This is a genomic window from Marinospirillum sp. (assembly GCF_044810985.1).
In the GTDB taxonomy this organism is placed as follows: Bacteria; Pseudomonadota; Gammaproteobacteria; order Pseudomonadales; family Halomonadaceae; genus Marinospirillum.
In genome coordinates this window covers 172,765-187,781 of sequence record NZ_CP085242.1, presented here as the reverse complement: position 1 = coordinate 187,781, position 15,017 = coordinate 172,765, and the positions used below count along the sequence as shown (strand labels likewise).

At 52.3% G+C, this 15,017-nt stretch carries 12 protein-coding genes; 2 read left to right on the top strand and 10 right to left on the bottom strand.

Going from position 1 to position 15,017, the window contains the following annotated elements; all coding sequences use genetic code 11:
• Positions 1 to 51 precede the first annotated feature (51 nt).
• The 4 genes from LG323_RS00930 to LG323_RS00915 form a co-directional block, all read right to left on the bottom strand.
• Positions 52 to 1,539 carry an ABC transporter substrate-binding protein gene (locus tag LG323_RS00930; RefSeq protein WP_404418236.1) on the bottom strand — a complete coding sequence of 496 codons (1,488 nt, stop codon included), beginning with the start codon at positions 1,537 to 1,539 and terminating at the stop codon, positions 52 to 54.
• The gene (locus tag LG323_RS00925; protein WP_404418234.1) at positions 1,526 to 2,848 is read right to left on the bottom strand and encodes a diguanylate cyclase; all 1,323 of its coding nucleotides are present in this window, start codon (positions 2,846 to 2,848) and stop codon (positions 1,526 to 1,528) included. The genes LG323_RS00930 and LG323_RS00925 overlap by 14 nt, the downstream gene beginning before the upstream one ends.
• A 208-nt stretch (positions 2,849 to 3,056) precedes the next feature.
• The gene (locus LG323_RS00920; protein WP_404420095.1) at positions 3,057 to 4,709 is read right to left on the bottom strand and encodes an AMP-binding protein; all 1,653 of its coding nucleotides are present in this window, start codon (positions 4,707 to 4,709) and stop codon (positions 3,057 to 3,059) included.
• A gap of 157 nt (positions 4,710 to 4,866) precedes the next feature.
• Positions 4,867 to 6,498 (bottom strand): acyl-CoA synthetase, encoded by a 1,632-nt coding sequence (locus LG323_RS00915; RefSeq protein WP_404418232.1) that lies wholly within the window; start codon positions 6,496 to 6,498, stop codon positions 4,867 to 4,869.
• Between the two features lie 218 nt (positions 6,499 to 6,716).
• Here LG323_RS00915 and LG323_RS00910 point away from each other — a divergent pair, with 218 nt between their 5' ends.
• Both LG323_RS00910 and LG323_RS00905 read left to right on the top strand, forming a co-directional pair.
• Positions 6,717 to 7,190, top strand: a complete 474-nt coding sequence (locus tag LG323_RS00910; RefSeq protein ID WP_404418230.1) for a MaoC/PaaZ C-terminal domain-containing protein — start codon at positions 6,717 to 6,719, stop codon at positions 7,188 to 7,190.
• Positions 7,191 to 7,263: 73 nt separating this feature from the next.
• Positions 7,264 to 8,478, top strand: coding sequence for an MFS transporter (locus tag LG323_RS00905; RefSeq protein WP_404418228.1), 1,215 nt, complete (start codon positions 7,264 to 7,266; stop codon positions 8,476 to 8,478).
• Here LG323_RS00905 and LG323_RS00900 read toward each other — a convergent pair.
• The 6 genes from LG323_RS00900 to LG323_RS00875 all read right to left on the bottom strand — a co-directional run bounded on the left by LG323_RS00900 (position 8,447) and on the right by LG323_RS00875 (position 15,014).
• Positions 8,447 to 9,127 (bottom strand): metallophosphoesterase, encoded by a 681-nt coding sequence (locus LG323_RS00900; protein WP_404418226.1) that lies wholly within the window; start codon positions 9,125 to 9,127, stop codon positions 8,447 to 8,449. The genes LG323_RS00905 and LG323_RS00900 overlap by 32 nt on opposite strands.
• Positions 9,128 to 9,132: 5 nt before the next feature.
• A complete protein-coding gene (locus LG323_RS00895) occupies positions 9,133 to 10,308 on the bottom strand; it encodes a VWA domain-containing protein (protein WP_310695598.1) in 1,176 nt (391 codons plus the stop codon).
• A 316-nt stretch (positions 10,309 to 10,624) separates the two neighbouring features.
• Positions 10,625 to 11,470, bottom strand: a complete 846-nt coding sequence (locus tag LG323_RS00890; protein ID WP_310695599.1) for a MoxR family ATPase — start codon at positions 11,468 to 11,470, stop codon at positions 10,625 to 10,627.
• A gap of 14 nt (positions 11,471 to 11,484) precedes the next feature.
• Positions 11,485 to 12,294, bottom strand: a complete 810-nt coding sequence (locus tag LG323_RS00885) for a class II glutamine amidotransferase (protein ID WP_404418223.1) — start codon at positions 12,292 to 12,294, stop codon at positions 11,485 to 11,487.
• Between the two features lie 19 nt (positions 12,295 to 12,313).
• Positions 12,314 to 14,296 (bottom strand): hypothetical protein, encoded by a 1,983-nt coding sequence (locus tag LG323_RS00880; RefSeq protein ID WP_404418221.1) that lies wholly within the window; start codon positions 14,294 to 14,296, stop codon positions 12,314 to 12,316.
• 55 nt (positions 14,297 to 14,351) lie between these two features.
• On the bottom strand, positions 14,352 to 15,014 hold the full coding sequence (locus LG323_RS00875; RefSeq protein WP_404418219.1) for a YEATS-associated helix-containing protein: 663 nt from the start codon (positions 15,012 to 15,014) through the stop codon (positions 14,352 to 14,354).
• Positions 15,015 to 15,017 lie beyond the last annotated feature (3 nt).

Here is a 15,017-nt window from a genome sequence, read left to right as displayed (position 1 = left end):
CTGAAAATCGGCCAGTATAAAGCAATTGTCTCAGCGACCAAAAACCTGAGTCTAGTTATCCCAATAAAGCTCCGAAATCACCACTGCCGGGATGGGTGCATTCTCCCAGAATCCCTCCAGCCCTACTTTGCGGATCGATTGCTGAGGTTTGATGTGCAAATAGACCTGGGCAGCCTGCTCGGCCAGATACTTCTGAGCCTGAACAAACAGCTGGTTGCGTAAGGCTTCATCCTGAGTGGTTTCGATCTGTCGCCACAACTTCTGGAAGGCTTCACTCTTGAAGTTGAAGTAGTAATCATCGCGCGCATAGATATCCATATCCAGTGGCTCAACATGAGCGATGACGGTCAGATCATAATTACTTTCACGAAAGACCTGCTGCAACCACTCGGTCCAACTGATACGCTCCAAATCAACTTGAATACCTACCTTTTCCAGATCATCCACCAGATAGAGGCTGAGTTGCTGAGCATAAAGTGGTGGCGGCACCTTGAAGCGCAGCTTTAAACCCTGGGCATAACCCGCTTCTTCCAGCAGCTTCCTGGCTTTGTCAGGGTTGTGGGGGTAAAAATCCACCAGGTCCACATAGGCTGGATGCAGCGGTGAAAAATGACTGCCAATCAGCGCCGGAGAAGCCTTGGGAAAGATATCCAGCAGGCGGCGCTTATCCACCGCATGATTGATGGCTCTGCGCACCCGCAGGTCAGCCAGAGCCGGGTGGGCATGATTGAACACCAACAGAGTTTGCCCTTCGGTGACCCCGTCATTGATCTGGTAGTCCCCTCTATCTGCCAGACGTTTGACCGAAGCCATAGGACTGATATTGGGATAAAAATCCACTTCACCATCTGTCAGACTGGCTTCGAGTTCAATACGATTACTGGTAAAAGTAAGGCTGGCCCGGCGAATTTCGGGTTGATCATGCCAGTAATTGGGGAAGGCCTGGAGTTCCAAAGACTGACCGACCCGCCAAGAAACAAACTCGTAAGGCCCAGTACCAACAGGATGCTGCTTGTTGGTTGCAGCACTTGAGGGTTCGACCATCACCGCTGCTGACAGACCCAGGCGAAAAAGCAGCAGGCTGTCAGGGCGGTTTAGAACCAACTCCAGGCGATGACTTCCCCGCGGATTAATCTCACGAATACTCGAATAAAGGTTACGTTGGGGGTTACCTGCCTCAGGGTTCAAAAGCCGCGTCAGACTAAAAGCAGCCACTTCAGCAGTAAAAGGCTGCTGATTGTGAAAAACCACCCCTGGTTGGAGATAGAAGTCGTATCTCAGGCCATCTTCAGAAATTTTCCAGGTTTGTGCCAAAAGAGGCTCAACTTCCCCCTTACGGTTGATGCGGGTCAGTCCCTGGAAAATATTATGGTAGGTTGCTTCAGCGACAGTAGCTGCCGGTGTTTGGGTCGGATCCAGGTGCGGAGGCTCCAGGTGCAACTCAATTCGAACATCTTCTTTGCCACCCAACAGGGGCAGGGGTAAAAGCAACAACAGGGCCAACAACCAGTGCCCTGTTTTGTAGTTATTTTTTAGCATGGTTTTTTTCCACTCGACGAACAACCAATTGGTTACGACCCCGACGTTTTGCCTGATAAAGTGCTTGATCAGCCTCCTTCAGGCAGGCAATCAAGTCACCATCCTCACAATATCCTGCTAACCCTAAGCTGGCGGTAACGGAAATGACTAATTCTTCGACTTCCAGCGGCTGTTCAGCCAGGTTGATACGCAGCTTTTCCAACAGAGCGGCTGTTTCATCCAAAGGCATTTGCTGAAAAATCACGGCAAACTCTTCACCTCCAACACGAGCCAGCAAGGCACTTTTCGGCAACTCTGTCTGCAGGTGTCCGGCCAACTTAATAATTACCTGATCACCAACATCATGCCCATAGCGGTCATTAACTGACTTGAACCAGTCGATATCAATCATGGCCGCACAAAAGAAGCCATTTTCAGACCCTCTGCTCATCTCATTAATCTTGCGATCAAAATAATGACGGTTATACAGCTTGGTCAGGGCATCATGGGTTGCCAAAAATGACAGTTCAGCATTAATTTCCAGAATTTGTCTTTCATGAGCATTAATTTTATCGACATAGCGATGAACAGATTGGGCCATCCAGGCAATTTCATCCTTGCCTGTCACGGGAATATCCTGGGGTTTGGGACGATCCAAGCTCAAAGCTTTTTGCAGTTGGATAATACGCCCGACTACCGAACGATTGATATAAAAAGCGATCAGCAGTACAACCAGAAAAGCCAAGCCGCCAGCATAGAGCAACCAGATTTCTCGGGTTGCCATATCCTGGTGAATAGCTTTCACTTCTGACAAAATCTCTTCGCGAATGTGACTGACCTGTTGACCGACAGTGACGGTTAAATCCTGAGACAGCTCATGATTAGCGCGAATCATTTCCCCGATTTCAGCATTAATCAGCTCCAGCTGCCGGACGTCTTCCCGCGTTACGCCTTCCTGAAAATAAACATCCACCCGCCGATCAATACGCTGACTGACAAGCGTATTTATTCTGTTGAGGTTGCTGAAAAGTGCCTGATTAAGCTGCCCAACCTGACTGAAATCCACTTGGATGCCGCGGTAGGCTGAAAAATCGGCAATCAGGCTCTCTATCCACTCTTTGCGGTCTTCAATTTCAAAAACAGCCTGACGGCGTTTAAAATGATTGTCTGCCAGCAACAAGAAGGCACTGGCATTAACCATACCTTCAGCTTGCTGAACCAGACGGGTTGCTGACATCAGGGCATGAACCTGATGCTGGGCTACGTCATCCAGTGTTTTTTTATACTGACTGAAGGATAATAAGGCCAGACTGATCACTGCTAGAACCACTAAGGCCAACACCAATGTAAGCAAGGCAACACGTGTCGTTAGTCCATAACCTAAAAGGCGCATTTTTTACACTCTGGCAATCGGTTTTATTTCATATTAAATGCTTGTTTGATTAAAGCCCACCCCTTCTTTATGTGAGTAGGAAGCAAAAAAAACCCCGCACCTGACTGGCCGGGGTAAATCAAAGAGGAAAAAACTGCTATGCAGCTCACTTAGAGGTTGAATGAACCTCGTCGCGAAGCTGTCGACGCAACACCTTACCGACGTTGGTTTTGGGCAGTTCATCACGGAATTCAATAAACTTTGGCAGCTTATAACCCGTCAGGCGTTCTTTACACCACTCGCGGATTTCTTTGGCCGTCAAATCAGGGTTGCGCGAAACAATAAAGGCTTTCACTGCCTCGCCACTCTTTTCATCCTCAACACCTATAGCAGCCACTTCCAATACATCCGGGTGGGACGCGATTTCATCTTCCACTTCATTGGGATAAACATTAAAACCCGAGACATTAATCATGTCTTTTTTGCGGTCGACAATACGAGCGTAGCCATCTTCCTGGATCACCGCCACATCGCCGGTACGAAACCAACCCTCGGAATCAATGCACTGGGCCGTTTCTTCAGGACGCTGCCAGTAGCCTTTCATCACCTGGGGGCCGCGCACGCACAGCTCACCCGCTTCACCCTGGGGCAAGTCTCGGCCCTCATCATCAATCACCTTGATTTCCGTACTGGGCACCGGTTGACCAATGCTGCCCAGCTGGATGGCTTTGGGTAAATTAAAGGTGGCAACCGGTGAGGTTTCCGTCAGACCATAGCCCTCGGCAATGTCACAACCGGTCACTTCCTTCCAGCGTTTGGCTGCTGCCTGGGTGAGGGCCATACCACCGGAGATGGTCAGCTTGAGCTTGCTGAAATCCAGGGCTTTGAAGTCATCACGGTTGCACAGGGCGGTGAAGAGAGTGTTCAGCCCCACAAAAGCGGTGAATTCATTTTTTTGCAGCTCCTTGACAAAAGCAGGCAGATCACGTGGATTGGTAATCAATAGAGAGTTGTTACCCAGCTCCATCATCACCATGCAGTTCACGGTGAAGGTGTAGATGTGGTACATGGGCAGAGGGGCCACCACGGTTTCCCCGCCTTCATCCAGAGCCTGATTGATGACTGCTTTGGCCTGGAGCATATTGGCCACCAGATTGCGATGCGTGAGCATGGCACCCTTGGCAACGCCTGTGGTGCCGCCGGTGTATTGCAGAACCGCCAGATCATCCAGAGTTGGTTTGGGTGGTAACCAGTGACCCTTGCGCCCCTGATGCAAAGCCTTGCGGAAGGGAATGGCATGCGGCAAATGGTAGCTGGGCACCATCTTCTTGACATACTTGACCACCGAATTGATCAACACCCGCTTGAAACCTTGATGCAAATCACCCAGCTCAGTGACAAAAATATGCTTGAGATGCGTGTGAGGTAAAACCCTTTCCACACTGTGGGCCATATTGGCCAGAACCACGATGGCACGAGCGCCCGAGTCATTGAACTGGTGTTCCATCTCTCTTTCGGAATAAAGAGGGTTGGTATTCACCACCACCAGTCCGGCCCGCAGGGCACCGAACACGGCCACAGGAAACATCAGGGTGTTGGGCAGTTGGATGGCGATGCGATCACCCGCTTTCAAATCCGTCTCATTCTGCAGGTAAGCGGCGAAGTGGCGGCTTTTTTCTTCCAGCATGCCGTAGGTAATCATCTGACCCATGCAAGTGAATGCAGGCTTGTCAGCAAAGCGTTTACAGGATTCATCAAACACCTGCAGGATGGAGTCAAAGCGCCCCAGGTCAATCTCAGTCATATCAGCCCTCGCCAGCTTGTTGTTATTGGTAGCAAGTGTGTCCTGGCTGGAGTATAGGAAACTCCTGCCTAAGACACCAATTCAAACGTTTGTATTACTATAAAGGGCCAGCCAAAAAAAAGCCAGCCCTACCAAGCTGGCGGACTGGCTGGAAACACTCAACTTCCTGGATTTACAGGGCTTTCACCTGATCCCGCAGAACAAACTTCTGGATCTTGCCCGTGGAGGTCTTGGGCAGCTCACCAAAAACCACAGTCTTGGGAACCTTGAATTTCGCCATGTTGTCACGGCAAAAAGCTATGATTTCCTCTTCCGTCACTTCAGCACCGGGCTTGAGATTAACGAAGGCACAGGGCGTCTCCCCCCACTTTTCATCGGGACGGGCCACAACCGCGGCTTCGGAAACCGAAGGGTGGCGATAAAGCACATCTTCCACTTCAATCGAGGAGATATTTTCACCCCCGGAAATAATGACATCCTTGGAGCGATCCTTGATTTCCACGTAACCATCCGGGTGCCAGACGGCCAGATCACCGGAGTGGAACCAGCCCCCCTCAAAGGATTCTTCGGTGGCCCTGGGGTTTTTCAGGTAACCCTTCATCACCAGGTTCCCGCGCATGAAGATTTCCCCCATGGTTTTGCCATCCTGAGGAACCGGCTCCAGCGTTTCCGGATCAGCAATCATCAAGCCTTCCTGCATGGGTGACTTGACGCCCTGGCGTGCTTTCAGGCGTGCACGTTCAGAGGCCGGTTTTTCATCCCACTCTTCATGCCAGGCACAGACCACACAGGGCCCATAGGTTTCGGTCAGGCCGTAAACATGGGTGACACTGAAGCCCATGTTTTCCATGCCTTCAATCACGGAGGCAGGAGGCGCGGCACCAGCTGTCATCACCTTCACCTGGTGATTGATGCCTGCTTTCAGTTCTTCATCAGCATTGTTGAGCATATTCAGAACAATGGGTGCACCACAGAAATAATTGACCTGATGCTCCTTGATCGAGTCATAAATCGCATCCGCACGCACATGGCGCAGACTGACACTAGTGCCCACGGTGGCCGCCAGAGTCCAGGGAAAACACCAACCATTGCAGTGGAACATCGGCAGAGTCCAGAGGTAAACAGGATGCTCACCCATGTTCCAGGACACGGCATTGGAGACTGCATTCAGATAAGCACCCCGATGATGATAAACCACGCCCTTGGGGTTGCCCGTGGTGCCGGAAGTGTAATTCAGGGTAATGGCATCCCACTCATCACTGGGCATCGGGTAGTCGTAGTCTTCATCACCGGTGGACAGGAAGGCTTCGTAATCCATCTCCCCAATCAACTCACCACCTTCAAAATAAGGATCATCAATATCAATGACCCTGGGGCGCTGGGCACCCAGCATTTTAACGGCACGCGAGGCCACTTCGGAGAACTCGCGATCGACAAACAGAATCTTGGTCTCGGCGTGCTGCAGAATAAAAGAAATGGTTTCGGCATCCAGACGGGTATTGATGGCATTCAGCACCGCACCCGACATGGGCACCCCAAAATGCGCTTCAAACAGGGCATAGATATTCGGGGAAATAAAGGAAACGGTATCCCCTTCGCCAAGGCCTGACTTGTTCAAGGCAGAAGCCAGACGCACACAGCGGCGGTAGGTTTCATCCCAGGTTTTGGTTTTGTCATGGTGAATTTGTGCAACACGATCAGGATAAACGAAAGCTGCCCGCTGCAAATAAGAGATAGGAGTCAAGGCGGCAAAGTTGGCGGCATTGCGATCCAGACCCATGTCATAAATATTGGTGTGCTGCATAAAAGTAGCCTCTCGTTTCCGGTAAGTGAGCTGATATTTTTGTAATAAATTTACATGCTGCTTATTTAGCCTTATGCTGCAGTGCAGAAAAATAAGACTCTTGTCGTATTGCTAAATCAACCTTAGAAACCTAGCAAGCGCTCGACTGGCTTTCAATCATGCCAAGAGTTACCATCCTCTGCCAAGAGGTTTCCACCAAAAAACTGAAGGAAAATACCATGAGCAAACTGGTCAACAGACCTTACGATACCCTCAAGGAAGGTGATTCAGCCACCTTTGAAAAAACCCTGACTGAAAGAGAACTGGTGCTTTTTGCAGCCGTTTCCGGTGATGTCAATCCGGTTCATCTGGATGCCGAGTTTGCCAAAACCAGCATGTTCGGTGAGCGCATTGCCCACGGCATGTGGTCTGGCTCCCTGATTTCAGCGGCTCTGGCGACCACCCTGCCCGGCCCCGGCACCATCTACCTGGGTCAGGATCTCAGCTTCCGTCGCCCGGTCAAACTTGAAGACACCCTTACCGTGACTCTGACCGTCAAGGAAAAGCAGGATGCCAAGAAGATTGTGATTATCGACTGCCTGGTCACCAATCAGAAGGGTGAAAAAGTAGTCACAGGTACTGCCAAGGTGATTGCCCCTACTGAAAAGGCCGAGCTGGAAGCCCCTCAGTTACCTGAAATCAAGATAGGCTGAAGAGACCACCCGGCAGCTCCCGACCCCTGACTCTGATTCAGGGGTTTTTTGGTTTTAATCAGGCAAGAATTCAATGAGTCCTTCTCCAAACTCCAGTTATCTGGCGCTGATTCGCGGGCATTCCGGCTTTCTGTCCCTGGCTTTCCTGGCCATCTTCACCGGCAATCTGGGTCAGAGCTTTTTTATCGGCTTATTCCAGGAGCCACTGAGTGAGCAGCTCGACCTTTCAGCCGGTCAATTTGGCAGTATTTATGCCGCCGTCACTTTAGTCAGTGGTTTTCTGGTATTGCGCCTCGGCCCCAGCATCGACTGGGTGGCTCCCCGGCGTTATGCCCTGCTGGTACTACTGGGTCTGACCCTGGGCGTGGTTTTGCTGACCTCGGCACCCTGGTGGTGGGCTGCCCTGGCAGGCCTAGGGTTGGTACGCCTCTGCGGTCAAGGCTTGATGACTCATCTGGGCAGCACTCTGGCAGGCCGCGAGTTCACCTACAACCGTGGTCGTGCTCTGGGTCTGGTCAGCCTGGGGATGCCGTTGGGTGAAATTCTTCTTCCACCGGTCGTTGCCCTGCTGTTGGTCTGGCTGGGCTGGCAACAACTCTGGTGGTTGCTGCTGGCTGTTTTCCTGTTTTTCTGGGGCTGGGCCTACCTGCAGGCACCCTGGCCCCAGGCTCCGCAACAAGCACCAGCCAAGGGAGAAAAACCCCGTGGACCCAACCCTTTGCGGGAAATGCGTTTCTGGCTGTTGCTGCCTCTTTTGTTGGCTTTGCCCATCAACATGACCGGTATTTTTCTCTATCAGGCACAAATGACCAGTCACTTGAATGCCACTCTGGCAACCTATGCTCTGGCTTTAACCGGTATGGGGGTGGCTCGCCTGCCCGGCGCCCTGCTTGGGGGCCGTTGGGTCGATCAACTGGGTGTGGCCCGACTGGCCCGCGTGTATCTGATCCCTTTCATTCTGGGATTGGCTGCGGCTTTTCTGTTGCAGGGCAACTGGGGAATCTGGCTGCTCATGCTGGGGGCTGGTTTTGCCATGGGTATGCAGGGCCCCATCCTTGATAGTCTGCTGGTCAAACTTTGGGGCAGCCAGCATCTGGGTCGTGTCCGCTCGGTGAAATCCGCCTGTATGGTTTTCTCCACCGCTATCGCACCGGCTCTGCTGGGCTTTCTACTCGACTGGAATGTCAGTTTTAGCCTTCTGCTGATGGGAATGCTGGTGTTTGTACTCCTGGCCATCCTGCTGGCCCTCAAACCCATCAGGGAAGCAGAAGGTCACGCGCTTCAATAAGTGTCAGATAACCGCCCAGATGCGGTGCGCAGATACCCGTTTCCAGGCAGTGGACATTGCCCAGGCGCAGAGGGGTTTCAACCAGGGTATGACCACAGGCCACAGCATCTATATTCTGTACAGGGAACTGCAGCTGATTGCGAATGCGCTGACGGCGGGTGGTCAGTATGTCCACCAACTCACTGCTGATCTCACCCGTCCAGCTTTGCAGTTTCTGCCAGTTGTCTTCCGGCACCTCAGCATGAATAATGCCGAGGCGTTTGTCTTGAACGGTTAACTCCAGAGCCAGCGGCATTTTTTCATCAATCAAGTCAGCCATCTGTTGCAGCTCTGCATCAGAATAGTGGGAACTCCAGCGGCCACCGTTGAGCATCCAGGTTCGCCTCAGGGCTTCATCACCCGCCACACTGCACAGCAAAAAGCGTTCATGGTTACCCTGCACACCAAAAAACCAGGGTTCTTCCAGCAATTTCAGGCAGGCTTCTGAATCCGGCCCGCGGTCAATAAGATCCCCAACCGAGATCAGACGATCTGTGCCGAAATCAAAAACAACTTCATCCAGCGCCTGCATCAGCACCTGATGGTAACCATGCAGGTCACCAATCAAAAAGTCGCGACCCTGAGTGTTTTCGGGGAGGTGATCCAGCAAGCGCGTCACTTGACCAACTCGCGCATGGCAGCATCCAGGCCTTCCAGAGTCAGGGGGTACATACGATCACCCAACAGTTGGCGCAGCATGCCAATGGACTGGGTGTATTCCCAGTATTTGCGAGGCACGGGGTTCAGCCAGACCACCTTGTCCCAGGTGTCGGTCACCCGCTTGATCCAGGCCTGGCCTGGTTCTTCATTAAAGTGTTCGACACTGCCGCCGGGCATGGCAACTTCATAGGGCGACATGGAGGCATCTCCGACAAAGATGATTTTATAATCCGGCCCGTATTTGTGCAGCAGATCCACTGTGGGGGTGCGTTCATTGAAACGCCGTTTGTTATCCTTCCAGACGGATTCATACAGGCAATTGTGGAAGTAAAAATGCTCCAGGTGTTTGAACTCACTGCGACAGGCAGTGAACAACTCTTCCAGCATTTCAATATGGTCATCCATGGAGCCACCCACATCAAGGAGCAGCAGTACCTTCACCGAGTTGTGTTTTTCGCGCACCATTTTCAGATCGAGATGCCCGGCATTACGGGCCGTTGCCCGAATGGTGCCTTCCAGGTCCAGCTCTTCATTGGCCCCAGTGCGGGCAAACTGGCGCAGGCGTTTGAGCGCCACCTGAATATTGCGGTTACCCAAACTCTGGGAATCATCCAGATTGCGAAATTCACGCTTTTCCCAGACCTTGACCGCGCGGCGGTTTTTCGACTGGCCGCCAACGCGAATGCCTTCCGGGTGATAGCCGCTGTGCCCAAAGGGTGAAGTACCACCTGTACCGACCCATTTATTGCCCCCGGCATGGCGTTTTTCCTGTTCTTCCAGGCGATTCTTGAACTCCTCCATGAGTTTTTCCAGGCTGCCCAGGCTTTTGATTTTTTCCTTTTCTTCGTCGCTCAGGTACTTTTCAAAGGTTTTACGCAGCCAGTCATCGGGAATCACTTTTTCCAGCAGATCATCCAGGCTGCCGATACCTTTGAAGTAGCTGGAAAAAGCCAGGTCAAAGCGGTCATAGTATTTTTCATCCTTGACCAGACAGGTGCGCGCCAGCAGATAAAAGTCTTCTTCATCTGCAAAAGCCAGATCCGCCTCCAGCGCACGGATCAGATCCAGCAACTCACGGGGAGTTGCCGGTACACCGGCGGCACGCACTTCCTGGAAAAAATCAATCAACATACAAACACACCATAATTAAGGCTGAAGGGCAGATAAATAACACTCTTGCTTTTCCAGGGCAGCCTGCTTGTCGGTCAACCAGGCCCATCCCGGCCTGGATTCCCGCGCTGCGCCTTCCTGGCTCCGCTTGCACAGGCAACCCTGGCGCAAGAGTTAATCAAGTCTCGGAGATAGGCTCATAAAGGATCGCGGTAAGCTGCCTGCGTAAAGCATAGCAGGGACTGCGAAGCGCGCTGCTTGAGACAGGGATAGTCGAACGCAGCGAAGAGCAGGTGGCTTACGCAAGCGAGCTTTTTCGGGCCAAAAGCCGGAGTAATCAGCGATTCTGCCGCCGCATCATAAACGCCAGGCGTTCCAAAAGGCTGGCATCCTGCTCGTTCTTGACCAGGGCACCGGCCAGTGGCGGTACAGCGCTGGCGGAGTCTTTTTCCAGAAGCACTTCACGAGCCAGGTCATCAGCCATCAGCAGTTTGATCCAGTCCACCAGTTCCGAGGTGCTGGGTTTTTTCTTGATGCCGGGCACTTCGCGCAGATCGTAGAAAACTTCCAGGGCCTTTTGCACCAGCTTCTTCTGTACATCGGGGAAATGAACCTCGACGATCTGCTTCATGGTTTCGGGGTCAGGGAAGCGGATGTAGTGGAAAAAGCAGCGACGCAGGAAAGCATCCGGCAGTTCTTTTTCGTTGTTGGAGGTAATGATCACCAGAGGTCGCTGATGGGCCTTGATCGTCTCCTGGGTTTCATATACATAAAACTCCATACGATCCAGCTCCAACAGCAGATCATTGGGAAACTCAATATCCGCCTTGTCGATTTCATCAATCAGCAGCACCGAGGGCTTTTCACTGGTGAAGGCTTCCCAGAGTTTACCGGGCACGATGTAGTTGCTGATGTCATGCACCTTGTCCGTGCCCAGCTGCGAATCTCTCAGACGGGAAACCGCATCGTATTCATAAAGACCCTGCTGGGCTTTGGTAGTGGATTTGATGTGCCAGGTGATCAAGGGCATATCCAGGGCAGCAGCAACCTCTTCAGCCAGCAGGGTTTTACCCGTGCCCGGCTCGCCCTTGATCAGAAGCGGACGTTGCAGGGTTTTTGCTGCATTGACAGCCACTTGAAGTTCTTCAGTGGCAACATAGTTTTCAGTACCGGTAAATTGCATGGCAGTCTCTTGAATCATGAATATTGGGGGTGGGAAGTTGAGTGACTGTTGCGTTCTGCAACCACTTCTCCGTCTTCAAAAACCACCATTTCACCCGGCTGCATAATATGCCAGGTTTCATTGGTGGTCAGAGGTTCCGTTGCCAGCACACTAACCACGTCCCTGGGTGTTGTGCAGGCCGAAAAATCAATTTCCAGCTCAGTATCCTTCAAGCGCGCCGGTCCAAAAGGAGCCCTGCGGGTGATATGGGCCAGTTTGGTGGAGCAATAAGCATAAAGGTAACAACTGTCGGAAAACAGCAGGTTGAAAACGCCCAGCCCCCGCAGTTTTTCACAGGACTGATGGATCAGTTGCTGTAAAAGATGAGGGTCGGCCGGTGGCTCTGGAAACTGGCGACGAATTTCGCCCAGCAACCAGCAAAAAGCCCATTCACTGTCGGTCGAGCCCACAGGCAGGTAGTGACTCAGGGGAAGTTCGTTACGAAATCCAGCCAGTTGACCGTTATGCGCATAACACCAGTGCCTTCCCCAGAGTTCACGGGAAAAAGGATGGGTGTTGCTGAGATTGACTTCACCGACATTGGCCTGCCGAATGTGACTGATGACAATATGGCTTTTGATCGGGTAATCCAGCATCAGGCGGGCTACCGGGGAGGCAATTGAAGGGTGTGGATCCTTGAATTCACGGTAGCCTTCCTTTTCATAGAAGGCCACTCCCCAACCGTCCCGATGCGGTCCCGTAGCTCCACCCCGGCGCAGAAAGCCAGCCATGCTGAACGTAATGTCGGTTGGTACATTGGCACTCATGCCTAAAAGTTCACACATTCAGCGGGCTGCCTCCAAGTTATTTGCCGGGGTCCAGTTCATCATCCAGGTCAAATTCCAGATCATCAATCTCCGGGGTGTCCTCGTCGTCATGAACCTGGGCATCATGACGTTCCTTGCGACGCCGGATAAAACGGCGATAAAGAATAAAAGCCAGGGTAAACAGGAGAATATTGGCCAACCCCAGAGCAACATACACCCAGAGCATACGCGGGTCATCCCAGCTCTTGATGGGTGAGAAGTCCATTTCAAACAAGCCTTCTTCATCTGCAGATTCATCATCAGCAGGCGGGTCTGATTCTTCCTCGGGCTGGGCGGGCTGTTGTTCTTCTTCGCTTGTTTCTTCTGTCTGGGATGCCGAAGGTGTAGGCAACACCGGTGAAGGAATCACTTGTGGCGCTATATTGGGTACAAAGTCAGGAGGAGTCTGCTGTGATTCCTCGGTTTCCTGAGGTTCCTCAGGTTGGCGATCCAAAGCTCTAACGCTGCCTTCTTCCAGGCGCATGCTGGGCAGGACAAGATTCAAGCGCTCACCTTTGAGTTCCCCTTCAGCTTCAACCTCCAGAAGATACTCACGCCCCGGTTCCAGGTTAGCCAGATCGACCTGCCATTCACCATCACCACGATAATCAATCGGCTGGGCTTCGCCATTAGCTGTAACCTGGAAATCCACCTGGTCAGGATCAAGCTGGGGGTGCTGGGCACGCAGTACAATTTTTGGTGTTCCGCCGTTTTCGGGCAACTGCAGGTTGGCGGCCACCACATCCTGAACGTTGAAACTGTGAGTGACCTGGCGCTGGAAGGTGTGACCATCAATCACAACCGTAACCTGCTGTTCACCCAGTTCATCAAAGTCGGTCAGACTGGCCCGGAAATCCAGGTTGTCTTCGGCAAAAGGCATGTTCTTTTCAGTCAGTAGAAGATCATCCTGATGGTGCTGAAGTTCAGCCTCCAGCAGGCGCAGAAACTCCTTCCGGTCAATTCTCTGACCTTCTTCGGTGAACCAGGCTTTCAGGGTTTGTTCCTTGTCTGGAAAGCCACGATAAACCGTGGCCGGAAAACTGCTGGTGTGCAGCTTCAGATCCGAGACAACCGTGATGCGATTGTCAGGGTGGGCCGGTGTTTCTATCTGCCAATCTCCAGCTTCAGGTTCTTTGACCGTCACCAGGGTGTAGCGGGCATTGCCATGCCAGTTTAAATTGGACTGATCGCTTTCACGGGTATAACTCTCACCACTGGGGCTGTGCAAAACCATTTCCGCATCCGGCTGATGAAAAACCAGAGCGGTAAATTCATTGATCAGAGGATCAATGCTGAACTCATTGCCTTCCAGTGGAACCTGCTCAGAATCCACGACACGGTTCAATATCTGCAGCAACAGCGGCATCAGATCATCCGCTTCATAGGCGATTGCATGCAGACCACCACTGCGTTGAGCCAGAGTGGCCATCAGATCCTGATCGGCCTCATCGGACAAAGCCAGGGTGTGCAGGGTGTAGCCTGCGTCAACCAACTGGGGCAGCCTTTCCCGCAGCAGGTGGTCACGGGAAGCCTGGTTTTCACGACTGCGCTCTTCCTGGGTGCCTGCCTGAGAAAGATCCACCAGACCGTCTGAAAGCAGGATAAGATGGCGATCCTTGTCGACGTCCCAGTCAGCATCCCAGGTGACGGTTTCAATCGCATGATCAATGTGGGTATAAAGACCAACCGAATTGATTTTTTCAGCTTCTTCCTGAACCTGATCCCGCCAGGTATCATTCACCGGGCCATGCTTGACCAGCATGTTGACTTCGCGGGCAAACGTCCAGACGCCCGCTTCCGAGCCATCGGGCAGAAGATCAGCCAGCATGTTGGCCGTGGGAATGCGCAGGTTGTTGGGATCGGTTCTGTTCATACTGCCGGAAATATCCACAACCAGGCGGATATCCTGTCCGGCCGCTTGTACCTGAGTTCCCATGACCATCAGGCTGAAAGCAATCAAGAGCAATAAGCTTTTTTTCATTATTTTCCTTCCAGGCATTACCTTCCCCAAAATGAAGCCGAGCTTCACCCTGGCCTTATACGCTGGCTTCAGCCAGGCGGCGGCCGCGTTCGCTCAGGTGCCAACGCAGACCCCATTCGGAATTCACCTTCCCGGCCAGGCCCTTGCCCACCAGAACCTGCAAAGATTTGAGAACATCCTGCTCAGGCATGTCCAGCTCACCCAGAATACTGTCCTGAGTCCGGAAGATATAGCGGCCGGTGCCCATGGCTTTGAGAACCTGGGTGGCGGCAACATCCAGGCTGTCCAGCAGCTCAGTTTCCTCTTCGCGGGTGCCTTCCATTTCAGTTTCGGTTTCAATCAGCGGTTGCAGAGTCAGCTGTAACTGGCGCACCTGTACATAGAGGTTTTCAACATCATTTTTGGCCGCTTCTGCGGCCTGGCGGGTGCGATCCAGGCTGTTGGTAACCACCACACGTGAGGCTATGGCTGCAATCAGACACAGGCCGGTATAAATCAAGAGTTGACCGGGATCGGTCTGGCTCTGGGTAATAATGCTGCTGCCAATCAGGTCCAGAACCACGGGAACCAGAAAGGCTGCACCCACACCGACAACCACACAGCGCAACATGCCTGTGGTGTCCTTGTTGTTTTGATTGAGCAGGTAGAAGTTGATCAAGCCGCCAAATACGCCGGCGATCAACATGACCAAGGTTAAAATAATGACAAATCCGACCATGAC

Coding starts and splice junctions, on each gene's coding strand:
- LG323_RS00930 (WP_404418236.1), bottom strand. CDS start 1,539: ATGCTAAAAAATAACTACAAAACAGGGCACTGGTTGTTGGCCCTGTTG.
- LG323_RS00915 (WP_404418232.1), bottom strand. CDS start 6,498: ATGCAGCACACCAATATTTATGACATGGGTCTGGATCGCAATGCCGCC.
- LG323_RS00910 (WP_404418230.1), top strand. CDS start 6,717: ATGAGCAAACTGGTCAACAGACCTTACGATACCCTCAAGGAAGGTGAT.
- LG323_RS00905 (WP_404418228.1), top strand. CDS start 7,264: ATGAGTCCTTCTCCAAACTCCAGTTATCTGGCGCTGATTCGCGGGCAT.
- LG323_RS00895 (WP_310695598.1), bottom strand. CDS start 10,308: ATGTTGATTGATTTTTTCCAGGAAGTGCGTGCCGCCGGTGTACCGGCA.
- LG323_RS00890 (WP_310695599.1), bottom strand. CDS start 11,470: ATGCAATTTACCGGTACTGAAAACTATGTTGCCACTGAAGAACTTCAA.
- LG323_RS00885 (WP_404418223.1), bottom strand. CDS start 12,294: ATGTGTGAACTTTTAGGCATGAGTGCCAATGTACCAACCGACATTACG.
- LG323_RS00880 (WP_404418221.1), bottom strand. CDS start 14,296: ATGAAAAAAAGCTTATTGCTCTTGATTGCTTTCAGCCTGATGGTCATG.
- LG323_RS00875 (WP_404418219.1), bottom strand. CDS start 15,014: ATGGTCGGATTTGTCATTATTTTAACCTTGGTCATGTTGATCGCCGGC.